This is a genomic window from Brevundimonas sp., assembly GCF_046299535.1.
GTDB lineage: Bacteria > Pseudomonadota > Alphaproteobacteria > Caulobacterales > Caulobacteraceae > Brevundimonas.
Map to the genome: position 1 here is coordinate 21,514 of NZ_JBKBIB010000009.1, position 26,361 is coordinate 47,874.

General features: G+C 67.3%; 25 protein-coding genes. 17 read left to right on the forward strand and 8 right to left on the reverse strand.

The features are described from left to right. Window positions 1-56 precede the first annotated feature (56 nt). The 8 genes from ACK4FB_RS08685 (at window position 57) to ACK4FB_RS08720 (ending at window position 8,040) form a co-directional block, all read left to right on the forward strand. A complete protein-coding gene (locus tag ACK4FB_RS08685; protein WP_409750653.1) occupies window positions 57-812 on the forward strand; it encodes a pyridoxine 5'-phosphate synthase in 756 nt (251 codons plus the stop codon). Then, window positions 809-1,234 carry a holo-ACP synthase gene (gene acpS, locus ACK4FB_RS08690; protein WP_409750656.1) on the forward strand — a complete coding sequence of 142 codons (426 nt, stop codon included), beginning with the start codon at window positions 809-811 and terminating at the stop codon, window positions 1,232-1,234. The genes ACK4FB_RS08685 and acpS overlap by 4 nt, the downstream gene beginning before the upstream one ends. Before the next feature lie 293 nt (window positions 1,235-1,527). Then, a complete protein-coding gene (gene lepB / locus ACK4FB_RS08695) occupies window positions 1,528-2,412 on the forward strand; it encodes a signal peptidase I (RefSeq protein ID WP_409751111.1) in 885 nt (294 codons plus the stop codon). Between the two features lie 4 nt (window positions 2,413-2,416). Next, the gene (gene rnc / locus ACK4FB_RS08700) at window positions 2,417-3,124 is read left to right on the forward strand and encodes a ribonuclease III (RefSeq protein WP_409750659.1); all 708 of its coding nucleotides are present in this window, start codon (window positions 2,417-2,419) and stop codon (window positions 3,122-3,124) included. Next, window positions 3,121-4,071: a GTPase Era gene (era, locus tag ACK4FB_RS08705; protein ID WP_409750662.1), complete on the forward strand. Its 951-nt coding sequence runs from the start codon at window positions 3,121-3,123 to the stop codon at window positions 4,069-4,071. The genes rnc and era overlap by 4 nt, the downstream gene beginning before the upstream one ends. Window positions 4,072-4,139: 68 nt before the next feature. After that, the gene (gene parC / locus ACK4FB_RS08710; RefSeq protein WP_409750664.1) at window positions 4,140-6,338 is read left to right on the forward strand and encodes a DNA topoisomerase IV subunit A; all 2,199 of its coding nucleotides are present in this window, start codon (window positions 4,140-4,142) and stop codon (window positions 6,336-6,338) included. A 97-nt stretch (window positions 6,339-6,435) separates the two neighbouring features. Then, complete coding sequence (locus ACK4FB_RS08715) at window positions 6,436-7,005, forward strand: LemA family protein (RefSeq protein ID WP_409750667.1); 570 nt, start codon at window positions 6,436-6,438, stop codon at window positions 7,003-7,005. Window positions 7,006-7,011: 6 nt separating this feature from the next. Further along, window positions 7,012-8,040 carry a M48 family metallopeptidase gene (locus ACK4FB_RS08720; protein ID WP_409750670.1) on the forward strand — a complete coding sequence of 343 codons (1,029 nt, stop codon included), beginning with the start codon at window positions 7,012-7,014 and terminating at the stop codon, window positions 8,038-8,040. On the opposite strand, the gene ACK4FB_RS08725 is transcribed toward ACK4FB_RS08720, so the two are convergent. Further along, complete coding sequence (locus ACK4FB_RS08725; RefSeq protein ID WP_409750673.1) at window positions 8,034-8,807, reverse strand: pseudouridine synthase; 774 nt, start codon at window positions 8,805-8,807, stop codon at window positions 8,034-8,036. The genes ACK4FB_RS08720 and ACK4FB_RS08725 overlap by 7 nt on opposite strands. Before the next feature lie 335 nt (window positions 8,808-9,142). Here ACK4FB_RS08725 and ACK4FB_RS08730 point away from each other — a divergent pair, with 335 nt between their 5' ends. After that, on the forward strand, window positions 9,143-9,559 hold the full coding sequence (locus tag ACK4FB_RS08730; protein ID WP_409750676.1) for a hypothetical protein: 417 nt from the start codon (window positions 9,143-9,145) through the stop codon (window positions 9,557-9,559). A 9-nt stretch (window positions 9,560-9,568) separates the two neighbouring features. On the opposite strand, the gene ACK4FB_RS08735 is transcribed toward ACK4FB_RS08730, so the two are convergent. Beyond that, on the reverse strand, window positions 9,569-10,192 hold the full coding sequence (locus ACK4FB_RS08735) for a DUF938 domain-containing protein (protein WP_409750679.1): 624 nt from the start codon (window positions 10,190-10,192) through the stop codon (window positions 9,569-9,571). 212 nt (window positions 10,193-10,404) lie between these two features. On the opposite strand from ACK4FB_RS08735, the gene ACK4FB_RS08740 reads away from it, so the two are divergent. Together ACK4FB_RS08740 and ACK4FB_RS08745 are read left to right on the forward strand one after the other, a co-directional pair. Beyond that, a complete protein-coding gene (locus ACK4FB_RS08740; RefSeq protein WP_409750682.1) occupies window positions 10,405-12,252 on the forward strand; it encodes a phosphoenolpyruvate carboxykinase (GTP) in 1,848 nt (615 codons plus the stop codon). Between the two features lie 35 nt (window positions 12,253-12,287). Next, a complete protein-coding gene (locus ACK4FB_RS08745; RefSeq protein ID WP_409750685.1) occupies window positions 12,288-13,295 on the forward strand; it encodes an NAD(P)/FAD-dependent oxidoreductase in 1,008 nt (335 codons plus the stop codon). Here ACK4FB_RS08745 and ACK4FB_RS08750 read toward each other — a convergent pair. Then, window positions 13,292-14,020, reverse strand: coding sequence for a TonB family protein (locus tag ACK4FB_RS08750; protein ID WP_409750688.1), 729 nt, complete (start codon window positions 14,018-14,020; stop codon window positions 13,292-13,294). The two genes, ACK4FB_RS08745 and ACK4FB_RS08750, sit on opposite strands and share 4 nt — an antisense overlap. A 270-nt stretch (window positions 14,021-14,290) precedes the next feature. On the opposite strand from ACK4FB_RS08750, the gene ACK4FB_RS08755 reads away from it, so the two are divergent. Both ACK4FB_RS08755 and ACK4FB_RS08760 read left to right on the forward strand, forming a co-directional pair. Further along, a complete protein-coding gene (locus tag ACK4FB_RS08755; RefSeq protein WP_409750691.1) occupies window positions 14,291-15,085 on the forward strand; it encodes a transglycosylase SLT domain-containing protein in 795 nt (264 codons plus the stop codon). 96 nt (window positions 15,086-15,181) lie between these two features. Beyond that, entirely contained in the window at window positions 15,182-16,321 is a 1,140-nt protein-coding gene (locus ACK4FB_RS08760; RefSeq protein ID WP_409750694.1) for a DUF2336 domain-containing protein, read from the forward strand. Window positions 16,322-16,330: 9 nt separating this feature from the next. On the opposite strand, the gene ACK4FB_RS08765 is transcribed toward ACK4FB_RS08760, so the two are convergent. From ACK4FB_RS08765 to ACK4FB_RS08775, 3 genes are all read right to left on the reverse strand, one after another. Then, the gene (locus tag ACK4FB_RS08765) at window positions 16,331-16,807 is read right to left on the reverse strand and encodes an Hpt domain-containing protein (protein ID WP_409750697.1); all 477 of its coding nucleotides are present in this window, start codon (window positions 16,805-16,807) and stop codon (window positions 16,331-16,333) included. Between the two features lie 61 nt (window positions 16,808-16,868). Beyond that, on the reverse strand, window positions 16,869-17,648 hold the full coding sequence (locus ACK4FB_RS08770) for an NAD kinase (RefSeq protein ID WP_409750700.1): 780 nt from the start codon (window positions 17,646-17,648) through the stop codon (window positions 16,869-16,871). A 49-nt stretch (window positions 17,649-17,697) separates the two neighbouring features. After that, a complete protein-coding gene (locus ACK4FB_RS08775; RefSeq protein WP_409750703.1) occupies window positions 17,698-18,648 on the reverse strand; it encodes a DUF2336 domain-containing protein in 951 nt (316 codons plus the stop codon). 302 nt (window positions 18,649-18,950) lie between these two features. Here ACK4FB_RS08775 and ACK4FB_RS08780 point away from each other — a divergent pair, with 302 nt between their 5' ends. The 4 genes from ACK4FB_RS08780 (at window position 18,951) to ACK4FB_RS08795 (ending at window position 24,857) form a co-directional block, all read left to right on the forward strand. After that, the gene (locus tag ACK4FB_RS08780; protein ID WP_409750706.1) at window positions 18,951-19,715 is read left to right on the forward strand and encodes a class II aldolase/adducin family protein; all 765 of its coding nucleotides are present in this window, start codon (window positions 18,951-18,953) and stop codon (window positions 19,713-19,715) included. Between the two features lie 23 nt (window positions 19,716-19,738). Further along, window positions 19,739-20,470, forward strand: a complete 732-nt coding sequence (locus tag ACK4FB_RS08785) for a hypothetical protein (RefSeq protein ID WP_409750708.1) — start codon at window positions 19,739-19,741, stop codon at window positions 20,468-20,470. Window positions 20,471-20,586: 116 nt separating this feature from the next. Further along, the gene (locus tag ACK4FB_RS08790; RefSeq protein WP_409750711.1) at window positions 20,587-21,714 is read left to right on the forward strand and encodes an efflux RND transporter periplasmic adaptor subunit; all 1,128 of its coding nucleotides are present in this window, start codon (window positions 20,587-20,589) and stop codon (window positions 21,712-21,714) included. Beyond that, a complete protein-coding gene (locus ACK4FB_RS08795; RefSeq protein WP_409751114.1) occupies window positions 21,714-24,857 on the forward strand; it encodes an efflux RND transporter permease subunit in 3,144 nt (1,047 codons plus the stop codon). Before ACK4FB_RS08790 ends, ACK4FB_RS08795 begins: the two co-directional genes overlap by 1 nt. A 68-nt stretch (window positions 24,858-24,925) precedes the next feature. Here the strand turns inward: ACK4FB_RS08795 and ACK4FB_RS08800 are convergent, their stop codons facing one another. Then, complete coding sequence (locus ACK4FB_RS08800; protein WP_409750714.1) at window positions 24,926-25,309, reverse strand: c-type cytochrome; 384 nt, start codon at window positions 25,307-25,309, stop codon at window positions 24,926-24,928. A gap of 173 nt (window positions 25,310-25,482) precedes the next feature. After that, window positions 25,483-26,343, reverse strand: coding sequence for a hypothetical protein (locus tag ACK4FB_RS08805; RefSeq protein ID WP_409750717.1), 861 nt, complete (start codon window positions 26,341-26,343; stop codon window positions 25,483-25,485). Between the last annotated feature and the right edge of the window lie 18 nt (window positions 26,344-26,361).

The window sequence follows — 26,361 nt, forward strand, 5'->3', positions numbered from 1 at the left end:
CCGCGCGCGCGCCGGACTGAAGAGACATGGCCTGCTTTGGGCGAGGAGAACGAGCGATGGCCGAGCGGGTCCGCCTGGGCGTCAACATTGACCACGTGGCCACCGTGCGGAATGCGCGGGGGGGCGTCCATCCCGACCCCGTGCGCGCGGCGCGGGAGGCGCTGGCGGCCGGCGCCGACGGCATCACCGCCCACCTGCGCGAGGATCGCCGCCATATCTCGGACGGCGACATCGACAGCCTGACCGACCTGCTGCGCGAGCAGGCGCGGCCGCTCAATCTGGAAATGGCGGTCACCCAGGAGATGCTGGCCATCGCCCTGCACCATCGCCCGCGCGCCGTCTGCCTGGTGCCGGAAAAGCGCGAGGAGCGCACGACCGAGGGCGGGCTGGACGTGGTGGGCGGCCACAACTGGATCACGCCCTTCGTGGCGCAGCTGAACGACGCCGGATCGAGGGTGTCCCTGTTCATCGGCCCTGACCCCGACCAGATCGCCGCCGCCCAACGCACGGGGGCGGCGGTGGTGGAACTGCACACCGGCGCCTATTGCGACGCCTTCCGCGAAGGCCGTGTCGAGGAGGCCGAGGCCGAACTGGCCGCCCTGCGGTCCGGGGCGACGCAGGCTGCGGGGTTGGGGCTGGAGGTCCATGCCGGCCATGGCATCGATTACGACACCGTGTCGGCGATCGCGGCCATTCCCGAGGTGGCGGAACTGAACATCGGCCATTTCCTGATTGGCGAGGCCATCTTCGTGGGTCTGGAGGCCGCCATCGCGCGGATGCGCGGGCTGATGGACGAGGCGCGGGGCCTGTGATCATCGGCATCGGGGCGGACATGACCGATATCCGACGCATCGAGGCGTCGCTGGAGCGGTTCGGCGACCGCTTCAAGCAGCGCTGTTTCACCGACATCGAACGCACCCGTTCGGATCGCAAGCCCGATGCGTCCTGGAGCTACGCCAAGCGGTTCTCTGCCAAGGAGGCCTGCGCCAAGGCCCTGGGCACCGGGATGCGGCGCGACGTCTACTGGCGCGACATGGGGGTAGTGAACCTGCCCTCGGGCCAACCAACCCTGGCCCTGACGGGCCACGCGGCTGAGCATCTGGCGCGTCTGACCCCTCCGGGCCACCAACCGCGAATTCACCTGACGCTGTCTGACGAGCACCCCTACGCCCTGGCGTTCGTAGTGATCGAAGCCTTGCCCGCAACCCCGTCAACCATTACCGAAGGCCCCTGAACGACCGCGTCAAGCGGCGGGGATGGGCGTGAAAACCGATGACAGACAACGACAAGCCTGAACGGGACGAAGACGCCGCCACGGCGGCTGACATGCCGAACGTCGAACAGGAGGGGGCCGACGAGGCTGAAGCCGGTTCCGCGCCCGAATTGGCTGAGACGCACCCTCCGGCGGAGAATACGACCGACGAGCCGGACAGGTCCCCTCCGGAACCCGTCGAGGGCGCTGCAATCGAGGCGACCGCTCCGACCCCGACCACGGATCCCGCCGCGCCGGAGACCACCGATCAGGCCATGATGGCCGCCGCCGCCGCGGGCGCGACCACCGTCTCGGCCGTCGCCGGGACCAGCCAGACTCCACCGCGCCCCATCTGGAGCGACCGGGGCGACGCCCCCTTTGACGATGAGCCCGTAGCCCGTCCCGCCCGTTCGCAAGGCAAGCCCGTGAAGACGAAAAAGCCCCAGAACGAGACGGTCGAGATCATCAAGACCATTGTCTACGCCCTGGCCATCGCTCTTGTGCTGCGGGTGTTGTTCTTCCAGCCCTTCACCATCCCGTCGGCTTCCATGGAGCCGAACCTCTATGAGGGCGACTACATCGTCGTGTCCAAGTGGAACTATGGCTACAGCCGCCACTCCATGCCGTGGAGCCCTCCGCTGTTCGAGGGCCGCATCTTCGGCTCCGGGCCCGAGCGCGGCGACATTGTCGTGTTCAAGCTGCCGCGTGACAACAGCACCGACTATATCAAGCGAGTCATCGGCCTGCCCGGCGACCGCGTCCAGATGATTGGCGGGCGGCTGCACATTAATGGCCAGGCCGTACAGGACGAACCGGTGGGAACCGAGCGCATAAGCGGCCCGTTCGGCCCCATGGACGCCTATCAGATCGACGAAACCCTGCCGGGCGGCCGCACCTTCCGCATCCAGGACTTCGGGCCTGGCTTCGATCTGGACGATACCCAGGTGTTCGAAGTGCCCGAAGGCTACTATTTCATGATGGGCGACAACCGCGACAACTCCATCGACAGCCGCGCCGACGTGGGTCTGGTGCCGGCGGAAAATCTGGTGGGCAAGGCGCAGATTGTCATGTTCTCGTGGGAGCCCGGCGCATCGCTGTGGAACCCGGTCAGCTGGTTCGCCAACCTGCGTCCCAGCCGCTTCTTCCACGGGCTGAACTGATCCCATGAACGCCCGAACCGAGGCGGTCGCGGAACTCCAGCGTCGCCTCGGCCACGACTTTTCCGACCGCGCCCTGCTGGACCGCGCCCTGACCCATGCCAGCGTGGGCGAGGGGGGCATGCCCCACGGCAAGCCCGTGCCCGACAATCAGCGCATGGAGTTCCTGGGCGACCGTGTGCTGGGTCTGCTGGTGGCCGACCGCCTGTGCCGCGACTTTCCCGAGGCCGACGAGGGCCAGCTGTCGTCCCGTCTGCACAGCCTGGTGGACAAGGCCGCCTGCGCCCGCGTGGGCCACCGGCTGAATCTGGGCGACGCCCTGCGTATGTCGCCGGGCGAGACCAGGACCGGCGGGCGGCGCAAGGACGGCATCGTCGCCGACGCCATGGAGGCGGTTCTGGCCGCCGTATGGCTGGACGGGGGTATGGACGCCGCCCGCGCCGTGTTCGAGCGGGCCTGGGCCGATGAACTGGCGGCGCCCTCCGCGCCCCGCCTGGCCAACCCCAAATCCGCGCTTCAGGAATGGTCCCAGGCGCAGGGGCGGCCCTTGCCGTCCTATGCCGTGGTCAGGCGCACCGGCTCGGACCACGCCCCCACATTCACCGTGCAGGTGTCGATCGAGGGCATCGAACCCTTGACCGCCCAGGGGCGTTCACGTCAGGAGGCGGAGAAGGCGGCCGCTGTCGCCCTGTTGAAACGAGAAGGCGTCATTTGACCGAGACTGCACCCACCCCCCGCGCGGGCTTCGCCGCCATCATCGGCGCGCCCAACGCCGGCAAGTCCACGCTGGTGAACCGGCTGACGGGGTCGAAGGTCTCCATCGTCACCCAGAAGGTGCAGACTACGCGCTTCCCCGTGCGCGGCATCGCCATCGACGGCGCGAGCCAGATCGTGCTGGTGGACACCCCCGGCATCTTCAAGCCGCGCCGCCGTCTGGACCGGGCCATGGTCGCCTCGGCCTGGGGCGGGGCGCAGGACGCGGACGCGGTGGTGCATCTGGTGGACGTGGCCGCCGAGATCGCTGTGGCCGCTCGCGAAGGCTCAGCCGCCGACCACCGCCAGATCGAGGATACGCGCGCTATCGCCGAGAACCTCAAGGCGACCGGCGCCACCGCCATCCTGGCCCTGAACAAGATCGACGGCGTGCGCCGCGACGCCATGCTGGGCGTGTCCAAGGAGCTGTACGACCTGGGCGTCTATTCGGAGGTGTTCATGATCTCGGCCGCCGACGGCTCGGGCGTGGATGATCTCAAGGCCCGTTTGGCCGCCCTGATGCCCGAGGGCGTGTGGCTGTATCCCGAGGACCAGAGCGCCGACGTGCCGCTGCGCGTGCTGGCCGCCGAGATCACCCGCGAGAAGCTGTACCTGCGCGTGCACGAGGAACTGCCCTATTCGGCCGCCGTGGAGACCACCGCCTTCGAGGAGAAGCCGGACGGCTCGGCCCGCATCGAACAGACCGTCTATGTGGAGCGCGACAGCCAGCGCCCCATCATCCTGGGCAAAGGCGGCCAGACCCTGAAATGGATCGGCCAGAAAGCGCGCGAGGAGCTGACCGAGCTTATGGACCGCCCGGTCCACCTGTTCATTACGGTCAAGGTCGATCCCAAGTGGCAGGACTCCCGGGCGCTGTACGCCCAGTTCGGCCTGGACTTCGACGTTTAGGGCGCCGTGAGGGGATAACCGGGCATCCGGGCTAGACTTCGCGCCTCACATCCCTGATTCGACGGCCCATGACTGTTCACACTCCGCCGCCCGAGGGCGGCCGCATCGTCGACGAGCCCCTGGGCGAGGCGCTCAGCCGCCGCTACCTGGCCTATGCCCTGTCGACCATCACCAACCGGGCGCTGCCGGACGTGCGCGACGGGTTCAAGCCGGTGCACCGGCGCATCCTGTACGCCATGCACCAGATGCGCCTGAACCCCCAGGCTGCGGCGCGTAAGTGCGCCAAGGTGGTGGGCGAGGTGATGGGCGGCTACCACCCCCACGGCGACGCCTCCATCTATGAGGCTCTTGTCCGCCTGGCCCAAGACTTCGCCCAGCGCTATCCGCTGGTGGACGGGCAGGGGAATTTCGGCAACATCGACGGCGATAGCGCCGCGGCCATGCGCTACACCGAGTGCAAGCTCACGGCGGCGGCCCAGCTGCTGCTGGAGGGCATCGGCGAGAACGCGGTCGATTTCCGCCCCACCTATGACGATCAGGACGAGGAGCCCATCGTCCTGCCCGCCGGGTTCCCGAACCTGCTGGCCAACGGCTCGTCGGGCATCGCCGTGGGTATGGCCACCTCGATCCCGCCCCACAACGCCGCCGAGCTGATCGACGCTTGCCTCATGCTGCTGGAGGCCCCCGAGACCACCACCGAGGAGCTGGTGGCCATCGTTCCGGGCCCCGACTTCCCCACCGGCGGGGTGGCGGTGGAGTCCGCCGCCTCGATCCTCGACGCATACCAGACCGGCCGGGGCGGTGTGCGCCTGCGCGCCCGCTGGGAAACCGAGGATCTGGGCCGGGGCATGTGGCGCGTGGTCGTCACCGAGATGCCGTATCAGGTGCAAAAGTCGAAACTGATCGAGGCCCTGGCCGACCTGATCGAGAACAAGAAGGCGCCCCTGCTGGCGGACGTGCGCGACGAGTCCGCCGAGGACATCCGCCTGATCCTGGAGCCCAAGTCCCGCACGGTGGAGCCCGAGGTGCTGATGGAGAGCCTGTTCAAGCTCTCCGATCTCGAGGTGCGCTTCCCCATCAACATGAACGTGCTGGACGCCACGGGCACGCCCGGCGTCATGGGGCTCAAGGCCTGTCTGGTCGCCTTCCTCGATCACCGCCGCGAGGTGCTGATCCGGCGCGGCCAGTGGCGGCAGGAGCGCATCGAAAAGCGGCTCCACCTGCTGGAAGGCCTCAAGACCGTCTTCCTCAATCTGGACGAGGTCATCCGCATCGTCCGCGAGGAGGACCAGCCCAAGGCCCGGCTGATCGAACGCTTCGCCCTGAGCGAGCTGCAGGCCGACTTCATCCTCGACACCCGCCTGCGTCAGCTGGCGCGGCTCGAGGAAATGACCATCCAGAAGGAGTTCGATGAACTTACCGAGGAACTGGCCGGCCTGAAGGCCATGATCGCCTCGCCCGCGAAGCAGACGAAGCTGCTGGCCCTCGGCCTTCAGGATGTACGCAAGGCCCTGATCTCGCCGCGCCGCACCACCATGGGCGACGCGCCCGACGTCAGCGATGTGTCCATCGACGCCTTCATCCCGCGCGAGGCCATCACCGTCATCCTGTCCGAGCGCGGCTGGATCCGCGCCGCCCGGGGCAAGGTGGACGATCCGTCGGAGCTGAAGTTCAAGGAAGGCGACGACCTGGCCTTCCTCGTGCCCGCCTTCACCACCGACAAGCTGCTGGTGGCGGCGTCCGATGGGCGCATCTTCACCCTCGGGGCTGACAAGCTGCCGTCAGGGCGCGGACACGGGGAGCCGTTGCGCCTGATGATTGATCTGGACGAGAGCGCGGGCATCGTGAACGTGCTGGCCCACCAGCCAGGCGCGAAGCTGCTGGTGGCGTCAAAGGCCGGCTATGGTTTCGTCACGCCCGAGGACGACGCCCTGGCCCAGAAGCGCGGCGGCAAGCAGGTGCTGAACGGCGACATGGCCGCCTGCCTGCGCGTCTCTGGCGACCACGTGGCGGTCATCGGCGACAACATCAAGGCGCTGGTCTTCCCGCTGGAGGAACTGCCCGAGATGGCGCGCGGCAAGGGTGTCAAGCTGCAGACCTACAAGCAGGGCGGTCTGGCCGACATCACCATGTTCAACGCCGAGGACGGCCCCGACTGGCGCGACGGCGGCGACCGCCGCCGCAACTGGCCCGACTGGCGCGACTGGCTGGGCAAGCGCGCCGCTGCCGGCCGACAGGGGCCGCGGGGACTGCGGAAGTTTCGCTGACCGCAGGTGACAATCCCGTTTCTGACCCCGATTTTACTTGGGTTGGCGCATTCGTTCGCGCGATACTGACGGTTCAGGACTTTCAAGGAGGCCCTTCATGCTGACCTGGATTATCATCGGCGTCATCGTCGCCGTCGTCGTGGTGGCCGTCATCGGCGCCTACAACCGGCTGGTGGCGCTGGATCAGTCGGCCGATCAGTCGTTCGCCGACATCGACGTGCAACTGCGTCAGCGTCAGGACCTGATCCCCAATCTGGTCGAGGCGGTGAAGGGGTACGCCAGTCACGAGCGCGGCACGCTGGAGGCCGTCACCCAGGCCCGCGCCGCCGCCCAGGGCGCCGGCAGCGTCAACGAGAAGGTCCAGGCCGAGAATATGCTGACCGCCGCCCTCGGACGTCTGTTCGCGGTGGCCGAGGCCTATCCGGACCTGAAGGCCAGCACCAACTTCCTGCAGCTCCAGAACGAGCTGTCGGACATCGAGAACAAGCTGGCCGCCGCCCGCCGCTTCTTCAACAACGCCGTGGCCGAGTTCAACGCCGTGCGCCGCCAGTTCCCGACCGTGCTGTTCGCCGGTTTGGTGGGCTTCGCCTCGGACAAGCCCTTCTTCGACCTGGGTGAAGCGGACCGTGCGGCCATGAACGCCGCGCCGCCGCAGGTGAAGTTCTAGGTCCGCATGGCGTTCTACGGTCAGGCCGTCGGGCTCAAGACCCACATCTGGGCCAACAACACCCGGTCTATCATGCTGCTCGCGGGCTTCCCCGTGCTGCTGGTGGTGATCCTGTACGGGCTGCAACTGGTGCTGATGGGCTTCGGGGTCATTCCGAACTCCGGTGGAACCCTGGGCGACGACATGGCCCTGGCCGGGTCCATGCTGGGCTGGACCGTGCCGACGGCCCTGGTGGTTGCGGCCATCTGGTTCGCCATCTCGTATTTCGGCAGCCAGGCCATGATCGACGCCATGACCGGCGCGAAGAAGGTCGAGCGAAAAGACGAGCCCGAGCTCTACAATCTTCTGGAAAATCTCTCCATTTCTCGCGGCATGCGCACCCCGACCCTGCGCATCATCGAGCGGCAGGAACTGAACGCCTACGCCTCGGGCCTGCACGAGGGGCGCTACTCCGTCACCGTCACGCGCGGCCTGATGGGGGCGCTGGACCGGGACGAGATGGAGGCCGTGCTGGCCCACGAACTGACCCACGTCATCAACAAGGACGTGCGGACCATGGTGATCGCCTCGATCTTCGCGGGCATCATCAGCGTCATGGCCGAGCTGGTGTTCCGGAGCCTGTTCTTCTCGCGTGGCGGGCGCGGCGGAAATAACAAGAACGCCGGGCCGCTTATCCTTATCGGCATCGCCATCGCGGTGATCGGCTTCGTGCTGGCGGCGGTGATCCGCATGATGCTGTCGCGCACCCGCGAATATGTGGCTGACGCGGGCGCAGCCGAGTTGACCAAAAATCCTGACGCCATGATTTCGGCCCTGCGCAAGGTATCGGGCCAGTCCAAACTGGAAGCGCCCGACGAACTGCGCGGCATGTTCCTGGATAATCAGGAGAAGAGCGCGGGCCTTTCAGGTCTGTTCGCCACACACCCGCCCATTGAGAAGCGCATCGACGCCCTGGTGCGGTTCGCAGGCGGGCGGGACCTGCCGCCCATGGCGCGGCAAGCGGCTCCGTCCACGTCCGTTCCGCCGACCTACTGAGCCGCGCCTGAGCCACGGATCAGCGCCGTGCGCTCGTCCGCCGTCAGCAAGCGCCATTTGCCTTCCGGCAGATCGCCCAGCGCCAGCGGGCCGATGCGGGTGCGGTGCAGGTCGGTGACGCGCAACTCCACCAGATCGCACATGCGCCGGATCTGGCGGTTGCGGCCCTCGGTCAGGATGAAGCGCAGGGTCTGGCCCTGCACCACGGTGACGCGGGCGGGCTTCAATTGGCGCTCGTCCAGCGCCAGGCCATGACGCAGCAGGCCCAGCTTGCGCTCGGTGATCGGGCCCCGGACGGTGACCAGATACTCCTTGTCCAGTTCGGACTGCGGGCCGATGACGGCCTTGGCCACCACGCCGTCTGTGGAGAGCAGCAGCAGGCCGCGGGAGTCCTCGTCCAGCCGGCCGATGGGGGGCAGGGAGGCGTCCTTCGCCGGGGTCTGGCCCGGCCCCATGCGGTTGGCGCCGGTCAGCAGGCGCACGGCGGGAATCTTGCCCGGCTCCGGCTGGCCCGAGACGTAGCCCACGGGCTTGTGCATGACGATGGTGACGCCGGCCGCCAGTTCCGCCTCGGCCGCGTCGCTGAGGATCAGGGTCTGGCCCGGCTCGATCTTGCGGCCCGCGTCGGTGACCACCTCGCCGTCGATGCGCACCAGCCCCTGGCCGATCAGACCCTCCGCCTCGCGCCGTGAGCAGACGCCGGTCTGGCCCAGCCACTTGTTGATCCGGACGGGTTCGTCGCCGTCATAGGTGCGGGTGAAGGCCATGGTCGGTCCGTGCTGCGAGGAGGGGTCTTTTTGGCGGCGGGCGGGCCTGACGGCAAGGCTGTGCGGTTGACCGCCGGGGCCAAAGACATATATCAGACGTCATCCACATGACGGATCGACTTGTCCCGCCCCGCGCTTGACGTGGAGGCGGCTCAACCCGTCATTTTCGTGTCCTTGATACGAAAAGCGTGAGGAAATGGACGGCGTCGTGCTGTCCGTCGACTTGAGATCAACCTTTCAGGAGAAGCATGAACGCTCAATACAACGCCGGTAAATCTGGAAAACCCCGCGGTGGATTTCGCCGCACGCCTATTCGGGCCCGTGTCGGCCTGGCCATGCGCCGCTCGATGGACTTCGGTCCGCTGGGCGATGTCGAGCAATTGATGCAGTACGAAGGCATCTCCATGGCCCCCATCTCCACCGGTGACGCAAGCATGTCTGTCGGCGGCGTGACGGTGCTGCCGACCGCCAGGATGAGCGACATCGAGGACGGCTCCATGGCCGGCCTGATCATTCCGGGCGGCGCCGCGGACTCCGCCGCCGAGGAAAAGGTGGCCAACATGATCACCACGGCGCGCGCCAACGGCATGACGGTTCTGGCTTTCGGTGAAGGCGTCGCCCAGGCGGCCCGCGCCATGGACATCGACCCGGCCACCCTGGCCGATGCGCCGGGCGCGGTCATCGACAGCGAGGGCGCGACCCCGCTGATGACCCGCGAGCAACTGAGCCTGGTGGCCCAGACGCTGGGTTAAGCCTTTGAGCTAGGTCTTGCGAAACAGCAGGCTCAGATTATTGGCCGGCATCTCGATCCGCAGGGTCAGGTGCAGGCCATGATCCCGCGCCAGCTGCGAGACGTCTTCGAGAGCCCGCAATCCCCACTCGGGGTTGCGGGCTTTCAGATTCCGGTCGAAGTCCGCATTCGATGGCGCCAGCGGCGCGTCGGTCTCGCGATACGGCCCGTACAGATACAGCAGGCCGCCGGGGACCAGCACCTGCGCCGCCCCGCGCATCAGGCCCTCGGTCGAGGTCCACGGGCTGATGTGGACCATGTTGATGCAGACCACCGCGTGGAACGGACCATCCGGCCATGTGGCGGGATCGGCGGCGTTGAGGGCCAGCGGAGTGTTTAGGTTGTCTGGTCCGGCCGCCCGGCGCCATGCGTCGATGCTGCTCCTCGCCTCATCCGACGGGTCGCTGGGGGTCCACTCCAGATCGGGCAGGGCGCGCGCGAAGGCGAGGGCGTGTTCGCCACTGCCTGCCGCAATCTCCAGCACCCGACCGCGCGCGGGCAGGTGCGCCTTGAGCACGCTCAGGATCGGTTCGACGTTTCGACCGGCTGCGGGCGAAGACGCTGCACCGTCGGGGAGGGTGGTGATGGAGTCCATGGTCTGCATCGTCCCTGATTAGCCGTCGAAGGGCTGTCCCGCGAATGGAAAAGCCCTGCGGATCGCCTCGATCGGTCGGGAAAGGGTGGATTCTTGCGCCGGTTGACGTCGCGTCAGAAGGGGTGTTTCTGCCTCCATGTAACACGGCGTGATCGTCGTGAGGCCACGGCGGCGACAGATCGCCGGGCCTGGGAAGCTCAGGGAGACGTGCCGTGCATATCGACAGGATTCCGGGGCTCGACGCCGCCCCGACGAACCACCGTGGTCTGCTCGAATGGGTGGCCGGGATCGCCGCCCTCACAAAGCCGGACCGCATTCACTGGTGCGACGGTTCACAGGCCGAGGCCGACGCCATCGCCGCCGATCTGGTCGCGCGCGGCACCCTTCGGCCGCTGAACCCCCAAACCCGGCCCGGGTGCTACTACGCCGCCTCGGATCCGAAAGACGTTGCCCGGGTCGAGAGTCGCACCTTCATCTGCTCACAGGACGAGGCCGACGCCGGGCCGACCAACAACTGGTCCGATCCCGCCGAAATGCGCGCGCGCCTCAACGGCCTGTTCGATGGCTGCATGGCGGGCCGCACGATGTACGTGGTCCCGTTCTGCATGGGGCCGCTGGGCTCCAGGATCAGCGCCCTGGGCGTGGAGATCACCGACAGCGGCTATGTGGCCCTGTCCATGCGGATCATGACGCGCATGGGCCAGGCGGCATTGGATCAGCTGGGCGAGGACGGAACTTTCGTGCCCGCGGTCCACACTCTTGGCGCGCCACTGGCCGAAGGTCAGCCGGATGTGCCGTGGCCCTGCAACGACGACAAATGGATCGTGCATTTCCCCGAGACGCGGGAAATCTGGTCCTACGGTTCCGGCTATGGCGGCAACGCCCTGCTGGGCAAAAAGTGCTACGCCCTGCGCATCGCCTCGGTGATGGCCCGCGACGAGGGCTGGCTGGCCGAGCACATGCTGATCCTGAAACTGACCGATCCAGAGGGGCGCGTGCACTATGTGGCCGCCGCCTTCCCTAGCGCCTGCGGCAAGACCAATCTGGCCATGCTGCAGCCCACGCTGGACGGCTGGAAGGCCGAGACAGTGGGCGACGACATTGCCTGGATGCGCTTCGGCGACGACGGGCGGCTGTATGCGGTGAACCCCGAGGCGGGCTTCTTCGGCGTGGCGCCCGGCACCAGCCGCAACACCAACCAGAACGCGCTGGCCACCCTGACGAAGAACACCGTCTTCACCAATGTGGCGCTGACCGCCGACAATGACGTGTGGTGGGAGGGGCTGACGAAGGACGCGCCCGAGGGGCTGACGGACTGGAAGGGGCGACCCTACGATCCGGCGTCCGGCGAACCGGCCGCGCACCCCAACTCGCGCTTCGCGGCCCCGGCTGAGCAGTGCCCCACCATCGCGCCGGATTGGGAAGACCCGGCGGGCGTGCCCATCAGCGCCATCCTGTTCGGCGGACGCCGGGCCAGCGCGGTGCCGCTGGTGACCGAGGCCTTCGACTGGGAGCACGGCGTGTTCATGGGCGCCACCGTGGCGTCCGAAGGCACGGCTGCGGCGGAGAACCGGGTGGGCGAGCTGCGCCGTGATCCCTTCGCCATGCTGCCGTTCTGCGGCTACAACATGGGCGACTATTTCGCTCACTGGCTGGCGCTGGGCGAGCGGGCTGATGTGGCGAAGCTGCCGCGCATCTTCTTCGTCAACTGGTTCCGCAAGGATCAGGACGGCCGCTTCATCTGGCCGGGCTTCGGCGACAATATCCGGGTGCTGAAGTGGATCACCCGGCGGCTGGAAGGCGAGGCCGAGGCGGTGGACACGCCGGTGGGCAGGGTGCCGACGGCTGATGCGCTGGATCTGGACGGCGTCGATCTGACCGAGGCGCAGCTGGACACGTTGCTGGAGGTGGACCCCGAGGTCTGGAGCGAGGAGGCGGCGCTGATTCCCGCCTTCTTCGAAACGTTCGGCGACCGCCTGCCCGGGGCGCTGTGGCGACAGCACGCGGCCCTGACCAAACGGCTGGATCGCGCGCGGGCGGCGCGGATGGCGGCCGAATAGCTTGAAAAAGGCCGCGCGCCGGTCAATGACGGCGCGTGTCATCCTCAAGAGAAATCCTCATCATCGGCGCGGGCGTTCTGGGCCTGACGACGGCGGTCGAACTGATCCGCCGGGGCCGCCGGGTGACGGTGGTCGACCCGGGTGGCGACAACGCCTCGTCCGTGGCCGCGGGCATGATCGCGCCGGCCCTGGAATGCGCGCTGGAGAACGTGACGCGTGCGCGGGCGGACCTGCTGCGCGAGGCGCGGGACCTGTGGCCTGAGTTCGCCGAGCACATCGGCGTTTCCGTGTCGGCCGAAGGCTCCCAATGGTGCGGACCCGATGCGGCGGCGGTCGGTGAAAGGCTGTTGAATCTGGGCTTCGCGGCCTGGGTCGAGAATGGTGTCGCATTCACGCCCGACGACTGGCGGGTGGACCCCGGGCCGGCGATGGTGGCGCTGAAGGCGTTTCCGGGTCTCGCCATGGCGACGAGCCGCGTCGCGGAGCTGACGCAGCATGGCGCGCGGTGGGAGGCGCGGCTTCACTCCGGGCAGATCATCAGCGCGCGGACGGTGGTTGTGGCGACGGGGCCCGAGGCCCCGATCCCCGGCCTGACGCCCGAGGCCACGCGCATCATCGGCCTGATCCGTCCCATCCGGGGCCAGCTGGAGCAGGTCTTTGCCCTGACGGTGGAGCGGATGCGGCGCGGGCCGGGGGCCTATGTGGCCCCAATGATCGACGGGATCATGGTGGGGGCCAGCATGGATTTCGATCGTCGCGACCTGGCCCCCGATTCCGTTCAGGCCCGACGCATGATCCAGGCGGCGGGGCGCTTCTTCGATCTGACATCCATCGGCGTCCGGCGCACTCGCGTGGGCGTGCGCGGCGCCTCGCCCGACGGGCTGCCCATGGCCGGGGCGCTGGGAGAGGGGCTGTTCGCCGCCCTGGCGCCGCGCCGCAACGGCTGGCTGCTGGCGCCCGCGGTGGCCCGGACAGTGGCCGCGGCGATTGCGGGCGAACCGAAGACGGCCTTTGGGGCCGCCTTCGATCCCTTGCGCTTCTAGTTCAGCTGGAAGGTCAGGGGGATGGTGACCACGGCGCCTTCCACCGCCTGACCGTCAACCGTGCGGGGGCTGAGGCGGAAGTGCCGCGACAACTGCATGGCGGCCCGACCGAATCCATAGCCGCCGGGGGTTTCGGACAGCACGGAACACGCCGTCAGGCCGCCCCGCGCCGTCACCGAGCATTGCAAGGTGGCGGAACCCTCCACGCCGTCCCGGGCCGCGCGGTCCGGATAGGCCCGCGCCATCTGATCCGGCGTGGGCCGCGCGATCCAGCGAGGATTGGCGATAACGCCTGGGGGCGCCTCGGGAGTGGTCTGGGCCGGCGCCGCGGGCTGCACCGGGCCCGGGGTCGCGGGAACGAAGATCGGGTCGAACGCAACGCCTGAAACGGGTACATCCGGGGGCGTGAACGGGGCGGTTTCGGTTGGCTGGAACGGGGTCGGCACAGGGTTGTGGACCGCTGTCGGCGGGGGCGGAGCTTCGGCGACCTGCGGCTCGGGCGGGATAACGCGCGGGAACATCTCGAGGATTGTGATGGGCGGTTCGGGAGCCGCCTCGGTCGCGCGCAACTCGAACCGTTGTTGATAGAGCCACACGCCGGCGGCGCCGTGAACCAGCAGCGAGGCGCCGACCGCCAGCCAGACCCAGCGCGGGACCGGCCGCTTGCGGCTGTTGAAATCCAGCGGGTTCACCGAACCGGGCCCGCCTGCGAGCTTCATCATCATGGCCGTCCACTCCCTTTGTTTGCGGGAGCCTGACCGGCTGAAGCGGAACCGCATCACGATTTCGCCGAGGCCATGAATCAGGCTCTCGTTTCCAGGTCGAACAGCCGGAGACCGGTGTCCGACGAACGAAGTGTCGCGCCTGGGTTGTGGCGACTTTGCGGCGAAGGTTGATCAGCACTCTGTGATGGCTGCGGCAGCGATCTGTGGACGGTCTTTTCCCGTTAACAGAGTTTAGGGTTTCGTTAACCAACGTAAACGACCGTCAACCTTATGAGCATTGGAGCGATTCCCTCATCGGGCGGCGTGGAGGCGGCCATTCGGCGCGCCTCCAGCGCGACCGGCGTGGACTTCGACTTTCTGATGCGGACGGCGCGCCGGGAGAGCGCGCTCAATCCCCAGGCCCAGGCGCGAACCTCCACCGCTGCGGGCCTGTTCCAATTCATCGAGCAGACGTGGCTGGCGACCCTCAAGCAGAACGGTCACCGGCACGGGTACGGCCAGTACGCAGATCTGATCCATCGGGCGCCGGACGGCCGCTGGCGGGTGCAGGGCTCTGCCCGCAATGTGGTCATGGACCTGCGCTTCGATCCGCACGCCGCCTCGGTGATGGCGGCGGAACTGGCGGCCTCCAACGCCGCCTATCTGCGCGGACGCACGGGCCGGGAGCCCGGCGGCGGCGATCTCTACGCCGCCCATTTCCTTGGTCCTGCCGGCGCCGCGACCCTGATGGAGGCGATGGCGACGCGTCCCGCCGCTTCCGCTGCAGCCCTGTTCCCCCAGGCGGCGGCGGCGAACCGGTCGATATTCTACCGAGCAGGGCGCCCGGCGACGGTGGCCGAGGTCCACGCAAACCTGCAACGTACGGCCGGTGACCACCCCGCTGTCGGAACTCCGCAGCCGACGGCCCCCCAGTTGAGTGAACGGGACCGCATGCTGGCCGCGCGGATGGACCGCCTCAGCCAGGATCAGAACCTGCTCAATATGCTTCTGGGAACCCAGGGTGAGGGGGATGACGGCGCCTTCCAGAGGGCGTTCGCGCCGCCACGGGAATCGCGCCAGACTTGAGCGAACAACGCTCGAAAACCCGAATCCGGGCGGTACGGTAAACGCCACATTAAGGATGCGGCGTCCATTCTCGGGTCCTGATTTCCGGAAGCCCGCATGATCGCCTCTCGCGCCCGTCTCACCGACCTCGACCTGCATTGCCTGATCAGGAGCGGGGATGACGACGAGCGCGCGACCGCCGCGCACAAGCTTTGCCGCGCGATCGACAGGGCCGCCCTGACCCCGGTCGATCGCGCAGCCGCCGAAAAGATCATGCGTGTTCTTGCGGGCGATGTGGCCGAGATGGTTCGTCGCGCCCTGTCGGTGACTTTGAAGTCGTCTGACCTTCTTCCGCAGGACGTGGCTCGCCGCCTTGCCAGGGACGTGGACAGCGTGGCCATGCCCATCATCGCTTTCTCGCCCTCCTTTTCCGACGATGACCTGATCGAGATCGTGCGCAGCGGCTCCTCCGCGCGTCAGGTCGCGGTGGCCGGGCGTCCGAAGGTTTCGCGCGACGTGAGCGATGTCATCGCCGCCGAGGCCGGCGAACCGGCCGTACGCACCCTGGCCGCCAATGACAATGCGGATCTGTCCGAGAGCGCGATGGGCCGCGCGATTCAACGGTTCTCGGAATCGGCGGAATTGGTGACGGCCCTGGCCTACCGGCCCGTGCTGCCGGTGGCGATTACGGAAAGGCTGATCGGACTGGCCAGTGAGGCGGTGCGTGAGCACCTGGTCAGCCGCCATGCCCTGACCCCTGAGGTCGCCATTCAATTGGCCAGCTTCACCCGTGAAAGGGCTACGGTCGATCTGATCGATCAGGCTGAAGCATCGGCGAATCTGGCGGATTTCGTGGCCACCCTGAATGCGCGCAAGGCCCTGACTCCCTCCCTTCTGCTGCGCGGGCTTGCCCGGGGGCAGATGGCCTTTTTCGAGCATGGATTATCGGAGCTGGCCGGCGTGTCCCATGAGCGCGCATGGCTGATGGTCCACGACGCCGGTCCGCTGGGCCTGAAAGCGATCTATGATCGGGCCGGCCTGCCGCCCCGCCTGTTCCAGGCCTTCCGGGCCGGGGTCGACACCTGGCGGGGCATGCAGGCCGAAGGCGTCACGCCAGACGGCAAGGCGTTTCAGCAGAGAATGCTGGAGCGTTTCCTGACGCAGCGGCCGAACACGGGCCGCGAGGACCTGGGTTATCTTCTGGAGCGTCTGGACCGGGCGCCGGAACCCGCAATTCAGGCCGCCAACGCGGCCTGAGTCGACGGTTCAGCTCTTGTAAACGGCGACCTTGGATTCAAGCTCTTCAGCGAGGGCGCGTCCGACCGGGTGCTCGTCCGTCTGGATCTTGTCGCGCACCACCGCCTTGATGGCCAGAACATGGGCCTCCAGCAGCGGCAGAGGAGTGCTCATGCGCGCTGCAGGGTCGTCCAGCAGCCGACAGAACGATCCGGCGAGGCGTGTAACCAGGGGATATTGGTAGGTGCCGCCCAGCCCCTTCAGGTCGTGAGCCCGGAAATAAAGGGCCTCGGCGGTGGCAGGGGTATAACCTTCGGCTTGAATGGCGGTCCAGGCGGCGTCCAGTTTCACAATCTCGTCCTGCAGCCATTCGCCGAACTGGTCGGCCATGGCGGCCAGGGCTTGCTCGGCCTTGGCGATGGCGCCGGCGTCGATTCCACCGAAGCCGCCACCCACCTTCTGGCGCAGGGTATTGGACGGCTGGATGACCTGTGCGGACTTGTTCACGGCGACGACTCCAAGAGCAATATGCTCCCAGTATCCGATGGCAGGTTTAAGAACCCGTGACTCAGGCGGTGAATTGCTCGGCGAGAACCCGTTCCTCGAAGGAGCGGTCGGCGTCGAACAGCATGGTCAGGGCGATATCGCGCCGTTCCCGCACCTCGACCTTCCGCACGCGCCGGACCTCGTAGTTGTCCGCCACAGCGCTGACCGGGCGCTTGTCCGCTTCAAGGATTTCGAAGCAGACTTCGGAGTCGTGGGGAAGCAGGGCGCCCCGCCAGCGGCGGGGCCGGAAGGCGCTGATGGGCGTCAGCGCCAGCATTCTGGAGTTCAGGGGAATGATCGGGCCGTGCGCCGAAAGATTGTAGGCGGTTGACCCGGCCGGCGTGGCCACCAGCGCCCCGTCGCAACTCAGTTCCTCAAGACGCACCCTGCCATCGACCAGAATGCGAAGTTTGGCGCTCTGACGAGTCTGGCGCAGCAGCGAGACCTCGTTGATGGCCAGCCCGGACTGGATGTGATCATCGCTGGTCCAGGCCCGCATCTCCAGAGGATGAATGATGGTGCGAACCGTTTTTGACAGACGATCAAGCAGGTCCTCTTCCCCGTATTCATTCATCAGGAAGCCGACTGAGCCCCGGTTCATGCCGAACACCGGGGCGTGCCGCTCGATCTGGGCGTGAAGCATTTCCAGCATGAAGCCGTCGCCGCCCAGCGCCACAACCACGTCGGCTTCCTCGACGGGGAACGACTTGTATCGCTTCGCCAGCGTGTCCCGCGCGGCGAGCGCGTCCGGCCGGTCGCTGGCGGCGAAGGCGATGCGCGGGGAGGAGGGGAGCGTATTCACGCCTCAGTGCAAGCGGACGCGAGGCCGGAAGTCAAACGCTCACGATCAATCACGCGGCCCGATGGGCGCGAAAAGCCCGAGCGGCGCTTTCGCCCGAACGCTCCAGGAAGCGGGCCTTGCGCAGGTCTCCCGCAGGAAATCCGCCGCTGAGCTTGCGAGTTTCGTCCAGCAAGGCGGGAAAAACGGCTCGATCAATCCCTACTGCGGCGCAGGCCAGCCGGAGGGGCTCGGGCGTGTCAGCGCGCACAGCCTCGCGAACCTGCGCCAGGGGAAATCCCCCGAGCGTGGCCAGGGCGTGCTCGAAAAGACTCAGGCGTCCCTCACGTATCGCCCGGATCAGATAGCCCGGCCGCAACTGACCCGAGGCGTCCATCTTGGCCACAAGGCGCCGCTCCATTTCATCGCGGGCGGGGTCGTCCTGATTGTGCGTGGGCGCCGTTTCGCCCTTGCGCGCGTAGGCCGCGCGCACAGCTTCGTCGATGGCGTCGCTGAGGGCCGGAGCATCCACCTGGAAACGCTCCTGAAGCGCTTGCCGCAAGGCCTGACCGACCCAGGCGTACAGTTGTCGGGCCAGTTGATCGTTCATGGCCGGGTGGCGCACCAGGGGCGCGCGCAGGGCCGCGATGCGCTGGGACGCTTCCACCAACCTGCGGACCGCCGCCTCGCTGACTTCCGCCGTGCGGTTGCCGGCAAGGGCCGTCAGCACGGCCGGCTCGCCGCCTTCAATGATGGCGTCGGCGATACGGCCGCTGATACGGGGCCTGCGCGCCACCTCGATCTGGTGCTCAATGGTGCACTCGACGAGGATTTTCAGCAGTTCCTGATCCTTGAGCAGCGGACTGGCGGCGATCACAGGCCGGGCGATCTCGATCTCGTCGATCGCCAGGGTGTTGATCAGGGCCGGCGGCGCCCAGTCAGCGCTCGCAAGGCATTCGGAGAGGGTTCTGCGGATGTCCCGCTCAGCCCTGGCCGCAAGGACCAGGAAGATTTCACCAAGCAAGGCGTGTGAGGGATCTCCAGGGCGGGGGGGCGTGGCCTCGCACATGGCCGCGACGCCCCGTAGCAGGCGCTGCTGGTCTGCTGAATCCCGGCTTCTGGCCAGGGAGAGAAGATCAGCGGGAGCGGTTTTCGCGCTGGACAGGGCAGGAGCCACGACACGCCTCTCAGGGATTTCGGCGGCGATTCCACCGCAGTCCAGCTTCGCCGTGCGGAGTGAAAACGGGGTTAACGCGCCGCTAACCTTGACGCTCGCGGTGCATGGCGCGACGTTGACGGGTCTGGAGTTGCCTTTGGGAGATGGTCATGGCCGACGGCGCATCGACTTCGTTGAAATCGAAGGTTTCCGAGGCCGAATGGCAGGTTCGGGTGGATCTGGCGGCGCTGTACCGGCTGGTCGCGCTGCATGGGTGGGACGACATGATCTTCACCCACATCTCGGCCCGCGTGCCGGGCCCGGAGCACCATTTCCTGATCAACCCCTATGGCTTCTATTTCGAGGAGATGACCGCCTCGTTGCTGGTCAAGGTCGATCTGGATGGCAATGTCGTTCAGGACACCACAAACTTCATCAATCCTGCAGGCTTCACCATTCATTCGGCGGTCCATGCGGCGCGGGAGGACGCGAAATTCGTCATCCACCTGCACACCGATGCAGGCGTGGCGGTGGCGGCGCAGAAAGAGGGCCTGCTGCCCCTCAGCCAGAACGCGTGCCTGCTCCAGCATCAGGTGGCCTATCACGGCTATGAGGGGCTGGCGCTGAACCATGACGAGCGGGAACGTCTGGTGGCCGATCTGGGTGACAAGCCCCTGATGCTCCTGCGCAACCACGGCACAATGGCGGTGGGGGAGACTGCGGCGGCCGCGTGGGTGGCCATCTTCTTTCTGGAGCGGGCGTGTCGTCAGCAGGTCGGCGCTCTCAGCGCGGGACGGGACGGCGTTCTGACCGCGCCGGACGCGGCCCAGGCTGAAACCCGGGAGCAGGGCCGCGGCCTGCCCTTCATCTCGGCCCTGGCCTGGCCCGGGGCCCTGCGCCAGTTGAACCGGCGCTCACCGGGATACGACGCCTGAGATCGCCGGCTGTCAGGGGACTGATGGCCGGGTTGCTCATCCTGGCCTCTGGCGAAGCGCGCGCCGGCGCATGGCCCACGCCCAAGGGCCAGACACAGGTCATTGTGAAGTACGAGCACATGCGTGCCGACACGGGTTACGACCCGTTCGGCGAGCGCGCGGATTTACCGGCGCCCCGGATCGATCAGGTGCTGGGCGGCTTCTTGGAACACGGCCTGACGGACCGCATCACACTGCAGATGAAGGGCGACTGGCAGGATGGCGAGGACGCTTTCGGTGATTACCGGGGTCGCGGGCCTGTGGAGCTTGGCGTGCGGTTCAACGTCTGGCGCGACGACTGGAACGTGCTCGGCGTGCAGGTCGCCCACGCCCGCGGCGGCGACGCGCGCAATGCCGTCTATGCCCCGCCCGGGGCCGGAGACAGCGACTGGGAGCTGCGGCTGCTGGCGGGACGATCCTTCGACCGGCGAGGGGCGTTCGTGGAAGCCCAGCTGGCGCGCCGGTTTCGTGACGGCCTGGCGGATGAGACGCGGCTGGACCTTACGGCGGGGGCGGAGCTGGCGCCTGGCTGGTCCGTCCTGACCCAGGTGTTCGCCGGGGCAGCCGATGAGGGCGCTCGCTGGGCCAATATGGAGACCACCGTCGTTCGGGATCTGGGCGACTGGAGTGTTCAGGCGGGCTGGCGGCGCACGGCCTGGGGGCGTGAAAGTCCCATATCCAGCGGCCCGGTCCTGGCCATATGGCGGCGATTTTGAAATCGCGCATCCGTGAGCGACGGATTCCGTAACTTCATCACGTTATTGAAAACGAGGTTGCCCTGCGTGCGTCAACCTATAAGTGCTCGCTTTCCCGAACACGCCGGACCGTTTCTGTGCTGAAAAGACATTTCTTCATTTTCGCAGCTGCGGGTGTCGTCGCCCTCATGGTGGCGGCGGCCGTTCTGCGTATCGCCTTCGCTGGTGATGAGGCCGGCGGCGCCGGACCCGGGGGGCCGCGCGGCGCCCAGGAAGTGTCAGAGGTCCAGGTCGTCTCCCGTACTTTCAGTGATCGTATTGAGGTGCTGGGCGTGGCGCGCGGCCGTCGCTCCGTTGACATCACCTCGAACGCCACCGAACTGATCACCCGGGTGTACTTCACCGACGGTCAGCGCGTGGCGGCAGGCGCGCCTCTGGTCCAGCTTCGCGCCGACCAGCAGGACGCCGGGATCATCGAAGCCGAAGCCCGCCTTCAACAGGCCAGGCGCGACATGGAGCGCTGGGAAGCTCTGGCTGAGCGTGGCATCGCCCCTCGCGTCACCGCCGAACAGGCCCGGACAGATTTCGATCTGGCGCAGGCCTCCCTTGAGGCGGCCCAGGCGCGTCGGGGCGAACGCATGATCCGCGCGCCCTTCGCGGGTGTTCTGGGCTTGTCTACCGTCACCGCCGGTACGCTGGTCAACCCGGGCGCCGTCATCGCCACCCTGGATGATATTTCGGTGATCCGCGTCGATTTCCCGGTGCCGGAACGCTACCTGCCGATCCTGTCTTCCGGCACGCCCATCACCGCCCGCGCCGAGGCCTATCCCGACCGCGAGTTCTCGGGCCAGATCGCCCAGCTTGACACGCGGGTCGATCCCCAGACCCGGGCCATGACGGCGCGGGCCGAGTTCGCCAATACGGACGGCGCCGTTCGGCCCGGCATGAGCATGCGGGTATCGGTCAGGCGCGGCGACCGTCCGGCCCCGGCGGTTCCCGAGGCGGCCGTGCAGTATCAAGGCTCCGGCGCCTTTGTTTACCGGATCGCCTCCGACGGCGAGCGCAGCACGGCCCAAAGGGTGGAGGTTCAGACCGGCGTGGTCGAGAACGGCATGGTCGAGATCGTCAGCGGCCTTTCTGCAGGCGACCGTGTGATCGGCTCCGGACTGAACCGCATCCAGCCGGGCGCTGCCGTGCAAGTTGCCCGCACGACGCCGCCCGGCGCTCCCGCAGCCGACGATCCGTCGCGGACGATCGCACCATGATGCTGTCCGACATTTCGGTCCGGCGCCCCGTCTTCGCGGCGGTGGCGGCCATCGTGCTGTGCGTGATCGGCGCGGCGGCCTTCTTCTTCCTGCCGGTGCGCGAATTGCCGGATGTGGATCCGCCTATCGTCTCCATCACCACGAACTACCCCGGCGCGTCGGCCGAAGTGATCGAGAGCCGGATCACCGAACCCATTGAGCAACGAATCGCCGGCATTCAGGGCGTGGAGCGTGTGACGTCATCCAGCCGTGACGGACGATCCCGGGTCACGATCGAGTTCTCGCTGGACCGCGACATCGATGCGGCCGCCAACGACGTGCGCGATCGTATCTCGCGTGTGCTCGGGAGCCTCCCGGACCAGGCCGATCCGCCTGAGGTGGCCAAGGCCGACACTGACGGCCAGCCCATCATGATTCTGTTCCTGCGCTCGGACTCCATGACCCGCCTGGAGCTGACCGACTTCGCGGACCGCTATCTGGTGGACAGGTTCTCCGTGGTGCCGGGGGTGGCCGCAGTGCAGATATATGGCGAGCAGCGCTACGCCATGCGAATCTGGCTGGACGCCGCCGCCCTTGGCGCCCGGGGTCTGACGGTCACCGATGTGGAATCCGCCCTGACCCGACAGAACATCGAACTTCCGGCCGGAACGCTGGAATCGGTGGACAAGGACTACACGGTCCGGGTGGCGCGCAACTACGCCACTCCCGAGGACTTCGCCAGCCTGCCGGTCAGTCCCGCCGGGGCCGGCGACGGTCAGTACGTCACCCGCCTCGGCGATATCGCGCGGGTCGAAGAGGCTCCCGCAGAGGATCGCCGCCTGTTCCGCGGCAACGGTCTGGACCAGATCGGTCTGGCCATCACACGCCAGTCCCAGGCCAATGACCTGGAAATATCCAATGGCGTGCGTGCTCTGGTCGAGGAAGTCCAGCCGGGCTTGCCGCCGGGCTCGGAACTGGTTGTGGGCACCGATAACTCGGTCTTCACCAAACACGCCATTGAAGAGGTCTGGATCACCATCGGCATCGCACTCGCCCTGGTGGCGCTGGTGAATTTCGTCTTCCTCGGCACCCTGCGTGCAGCGGTCATCCCGTCCGTCATCGCGCCGATCTGCCTTCTGTCCACCTTCATCGTCCTGGCGCCGTTCGGGTTCTCCCTGAATTTGTTGACGCTGCTGGCCCTGGTGCTGGCCATCGGCCTGGTGGTGGATGACGCCATCGTCGTCACCGAGAACATCCAGCGCCGCATTGATCACGGAGAGCCCCCGCTGGTGGGCGCAGAACGGGGCGCGCGCCAGGTGTTCTTCGCGGTTGTGGCCACCACCATCGTTCTGGTGGCCGTCTTTGCGCCGCTCATGTTCCTTCCCGGCTATGTGGGCCGGCTGTTCGTGGAACTCGCGGTGGCCATTACCGCGGCGATCGTGTTCTCCGCCTTCCTGGCGCTGAGCCTGTCCCCGATGATGGCGTCCAAGATCCTGCGTCCCGCCTCGGGACAGGGCTGGCTCGCCCGCCGGGTGGACGCGGGCATGGATCGCCTCAAGCGGTCGTATCGCGCCTCCCTTGAAAGTCTTCTGGGCGGTCGCAAGGCCATTGCAGGGGTGGCGGTCCTGGTCCTGTTCCTGGCCGCCGGCGCCATGGGCGTCTTCATGATCCTGCCTAACGAACTGGTTCCCAATGAGGACCGGGGCCGTGTCATGGTGAGGGTCCAGGGGCCGGAAGGCGCCGGCTACAACTACACCCGTGACATCATGCTGGGCCTTGAGCCCCTGGTGGCCGAGTACCATCGGACCGGCGAGGCGACGTCCTACATGATTTCGGCGCCGGGATGGGGAGGAGGATTCAACGGCGGCAACGCCATCCTGGCCCTGTCAGACTGGAGTGAGCGTGATCGTTCGGCGGCGGATATCGCCCAGGAACTGAACCGCAGCCTGCGCAACCAGACGGGGGCCCAGGTCAATGCGTCCACCCCCGGTTCCTTCCAGCGGGGCGGCGGAGGCGGCAACTCTGTGGACTTCATTATGGTCGGGGCTGAATACGAGCGGCTATACGACTGGGTGCAGCCGATCATGAATGCGGCCCTGGACAACCCCGGCCTGTCGCGGCCCCGTCTGAACTACGAGCCCAACGCACCGCGCCTGCTGGTGGACGTGGATCCGCAGCAGGCCGCCGCCCTGGGCGTATCGTCCCAGAACATCGGGCGGACGCTGGAGACCATGTTCGGCTCGCGTCGCGCCACCACCTATATCCGGGCCGGTCAGGAGTATGACGTCATTCTCCAGACCGAGCGTGAGAACCGGACCAGCATCGACGACCTGCGCGCGCTCTATGTCACCACCGGGTCGGGACAACTCGTGCCCCTGTCCTCCGTCGTCCAGACCCAGACGTCAGGCGATACGCCGGACCGCCGCCGGCTGGATCGCCAGCGGGAGATCACCCTCAGCGCCGACCTGAATCCGGGCTACACCATCGCCGACGCCGTGGCCTTCTTCGAGCAGCAGGCGGCGGAACAGCCCGCAGGCGTGGCCACTGTTCGCTGGGGCGGCGCGGCGCGGGATCAGTCCGAGGCGGGTGGCGCGGTGGCGTTGGCCTTCGGTCTGGCCCTGATCCTGGTGTTCCTCGTTCTGGCCGCGCAGTTCGAGAGCTGGATCACCCCTGCGGTGATCATGCTGACCGTGCCGCTCGCCGCGGCGGGCGGGTTGTTCGGCCTGCTGATGGCGGGGTCCAGCCTGAACATCTATTCCCAGATCGGCCTGATCATCCTGATCGGGGTAGCGGCGAAGAACGGAATCCTGATTGTCGAGTTCGCCAACCAGTTGCGCGACCAAGGCCGAAGCGTGCGTGAGGCGATCATCGAGGCGTCCTCGCTTCGCCTGCGTCCGATCATCATGACGTCCATCGCCACGGCCTTCGGCGCCCTGCCCCTGGTGCTGTGGCAGGGCGCGGGCGCGGCCAGTCGCCAGACCATCGGCGTGGTGATCTTCTCCGGGGCCCTGTTCGCAACCCTGCTGACCCTGTTCGTGGTCCCGGTGATCTACGGGGCCCTGGCGCGCTTCACCCGGTCGCCCGAGTACACCGCCCGCAAGATCGAGGAATGGGAAGCGCAGGAAATGGCCGCCAACGACGCTGTCAGGCACGCGGCGGAGTAGGGCCTGCTCGGTTGAGTCGTTGAGCGGTCGCGACTCTTTTCCGCTCATCCCCCGGCAGAGACCGGATATCAGGTCTCCGGACCGTAGCCGGTTTCCACCTTGAGCCACGCGATCAGGTCGCGGCGGTCCGTCTCGTCGCGCACGCCGGCGAACGCCATCTTGTTGCCGGGCAGGAAGCCCCGCGGATTGTTCAGCCAGGAATCAAGCTGTTCCGCCGTCCAGGTGAAATCCGCCTCGCGCAGGGCCGGGGAATAGTTGTAACCCGCCAATGACCCGGCCTGGCGTCCGAACACACCCCACAGGTTGGGGCCCGTCATGTTCGGCCCGCCCTCGGGCAGGGTGTGACACGACCGGCACCGAGCGAAGACGCGACGGCCGTTTTCCGTATCGGCCTCGCTGTAGGGCAGGGGCAGGGACGCCAGAATCGCGGCGCGCTCCTCATCGCCGAGCACGCGCCGCTCTTGCGGTGATGCCGCGCGCTGAACCTCAGGTGCGGCCGGACCTGATCCGCTATCTCCGCAGCCGGAAAGAAGAAGGGCCGCACCGGCGACGATCGACAGACAACGTGTCACTCCAACCTCCAGCACTGGCGCAGGCTGAATGGTGTCGACAGGATCACTCCGGGTCAATGCATCTGGACTACTGCGCTCATGCAGCTTCCGGTGAAAGGCTGTGATCCCTGGGTTCCTCCCGCGCCTTCGGCGCCGAAGGCGTCATATGAGGAGGCTGGATCAAGGGCGGAAGCTACGCCTCTGCCGGTGTCCGGGTCGCTTGTCCTGCCTGAACCACCCGCACAGTTGCTGTGTCGGACAAGACGGAACGTCCACGTCAGCGGTGATCCGGCAAGCGGCCCGCCATCCACTCGCTGGACGCGCGCCTCGGCCAGACTGAGCAGCCCCGCTCTGACAAAGCTGCGGTCGGCGACCTGATCCTGGGCGGCTACGCAGTCCAGTGAGCCGTCGGCCCGCGCCACGCAGTCGAAACGGGCCGAAGCTTCCTGCCCGGTGAACGATCCGCCTGGGTGGAGTCCCGCGAGTTCCGGACGCCGTGTCCAGCGGAGACCTTGATCCACCGGATGGTAGCGATCCGGCAGCGCGCTTTCCGGCCAATTTCCGAAGCGCAGTCGATAGCCGAAGGTCCGCCCTTCAGGAGAATAGCCGTCTACCGAGGTGACCCTGACTCGCCGCATGACTTCCAGTGCGGCGCGCCCGAAATAAAGGTCGTCGGGATCCTCGTAAATGACCTCGCAATTCAGCCGTCCGTCCACCCGCGGCGTACAGGCGACTTCGGCCATGCCGCGGCGGCCACGCGCCCGCGTCGAAACCTGATGCTGTCGCGCCATGTCGCGAACCGAAGGAGGCCGTTCCCATCGCAGACCGACCTCTTCATAGGTGGGAAGGTCATCGGATGATTGAATCGGCGACTGCGCCGAGGCGGCGGCGGCGTAAGCCAGCAGCACCGAGATCCCGATAAGAATCGCTTTCATGACGTCATCCTCCCAGAG

What these genes read in the sequence shown, in the direction of transcription:
- ACK4FB_RS08735 (WP_409750679.1), bottom strand. Translation starts at nt 10,192, where the DNA reads ATGGACTCCATCACCACCCTCCCCGACGGTGCAGCGTCTTCGCCCGCA.
- ACK4FB_RS08755 (WP_409750691.1), top strand. Translation starts at nt 14,291, where the DNA reads ATGAGCATTGGAGCGATTCCCTCATCGGGCGGCGTGGAGGCGGCCATT.
- ACK4FB_RS08780 (WP_409750706.1), top strand. Translation starts at nt 18,951, where the DNA reads ATGGCCGACGGCGCATCGACTTCGTTGAAATCGAAGGTTTCCGAGGCC.
- ACK4FB_RS08730 (WP_409750676.1), top strand. Translation starts at nt 9,143, where the DNA reads ATGCGCCGCTCGATGGACTTCGGTCCGCTGGGCGATGTCGAGCAATTG.
- ACK4FB_RS08795 (WP_409751114.1), top strand. Translation starts at nt 21,714, where the DNA reads ATGCTGTCCGACATTTCGGTCCGGCGCCCCGTCTTCGCGGCGGTGGCG.
- ACK4FB_RS08760 (WP_409750694.1), top strand. Translation starts at nt 15,182, where the DNA reads ATGATCGCCTCTCGCGCCCGTCTCACCGACCTCGACCTGCATTGCCTG.
- parC (WP_409750664.1), top strand. Translation starts at nt 4,140, where the DNA reads ATGACTGTTCACACTCCGCCGCCCGAGGGCGGCCGCATCGTCGACGAG.
- ACK4FB_RS08715 (WP_409750667.1), top strand. Translation starts at nt 6,436, where the DNA reads ATGCTGACCTGGATTATCATCGGCGTCATCGTCGCCGTCGTCGTGGTG.
- ACK4FB_RS08685 (WP_409750653.1), top strand. Translation starts at nt 57, where the DNA reads ATGGCCGAGCGGGTCCGCCTGGGCGTCAACATTGACCACGTGGCCACC.
- ACK4FB_RS08785 (WP_409750708.1), top strand. Translation starts at nt 19,739, where the DNA reads ATGGCCGGGTTGCTCATCCTGGCCTCTGGCGAAGCGCGCGCCGGCGCA.
- rnc (WP_409750659.1), top strand. Translation starts at nt 2,417, where the DNA reads ATGAACGCCCGAACCGAGGCGGTCGCGGAACTCCAGCGTCGCCTCGGC.
- ACK4FB_RS08725 (WP_409750673.1), bottom strand. Translation starts at nt 8,807, where the DNA reads ATGGCCTTCACCCGCACCTATGACGGCGACGAACCCGTCCGGATCAAC.
- ACK4FB_RS08750 (WP_409750688.1), bottom strand. Translation starts at nt 14,020, where the DNA reads ATGATGATGAAGCTCGCAGGCGGGCCCGGTTCGGTGAACCCGCTGGAT.
- lepB (WP_409751111.1), top strand. Translation starts at nt 1,528, where the DNA reads ATGATGGCCGCCGCCGCCGCGGGCGCGACCACCGTCTCGGCCGTCGCC.
- ACK4FB_RS08720 (WP_409750670.1), top strand. Translation starts at nt 7,012, where the DNA reads ATGGCGTTCTACGGTCAGGCCGTCGGGCTCAAGACCCACATCTGGGCC.
- ACK4FB_RS08805 (WP_409750717.1), bottom strand. Translation starts at nt 26,343, where the DNA reads ATGAAAGCGATTCTTATCGGGATCTCGGTGCTGCTGGCTTACGCCGCC.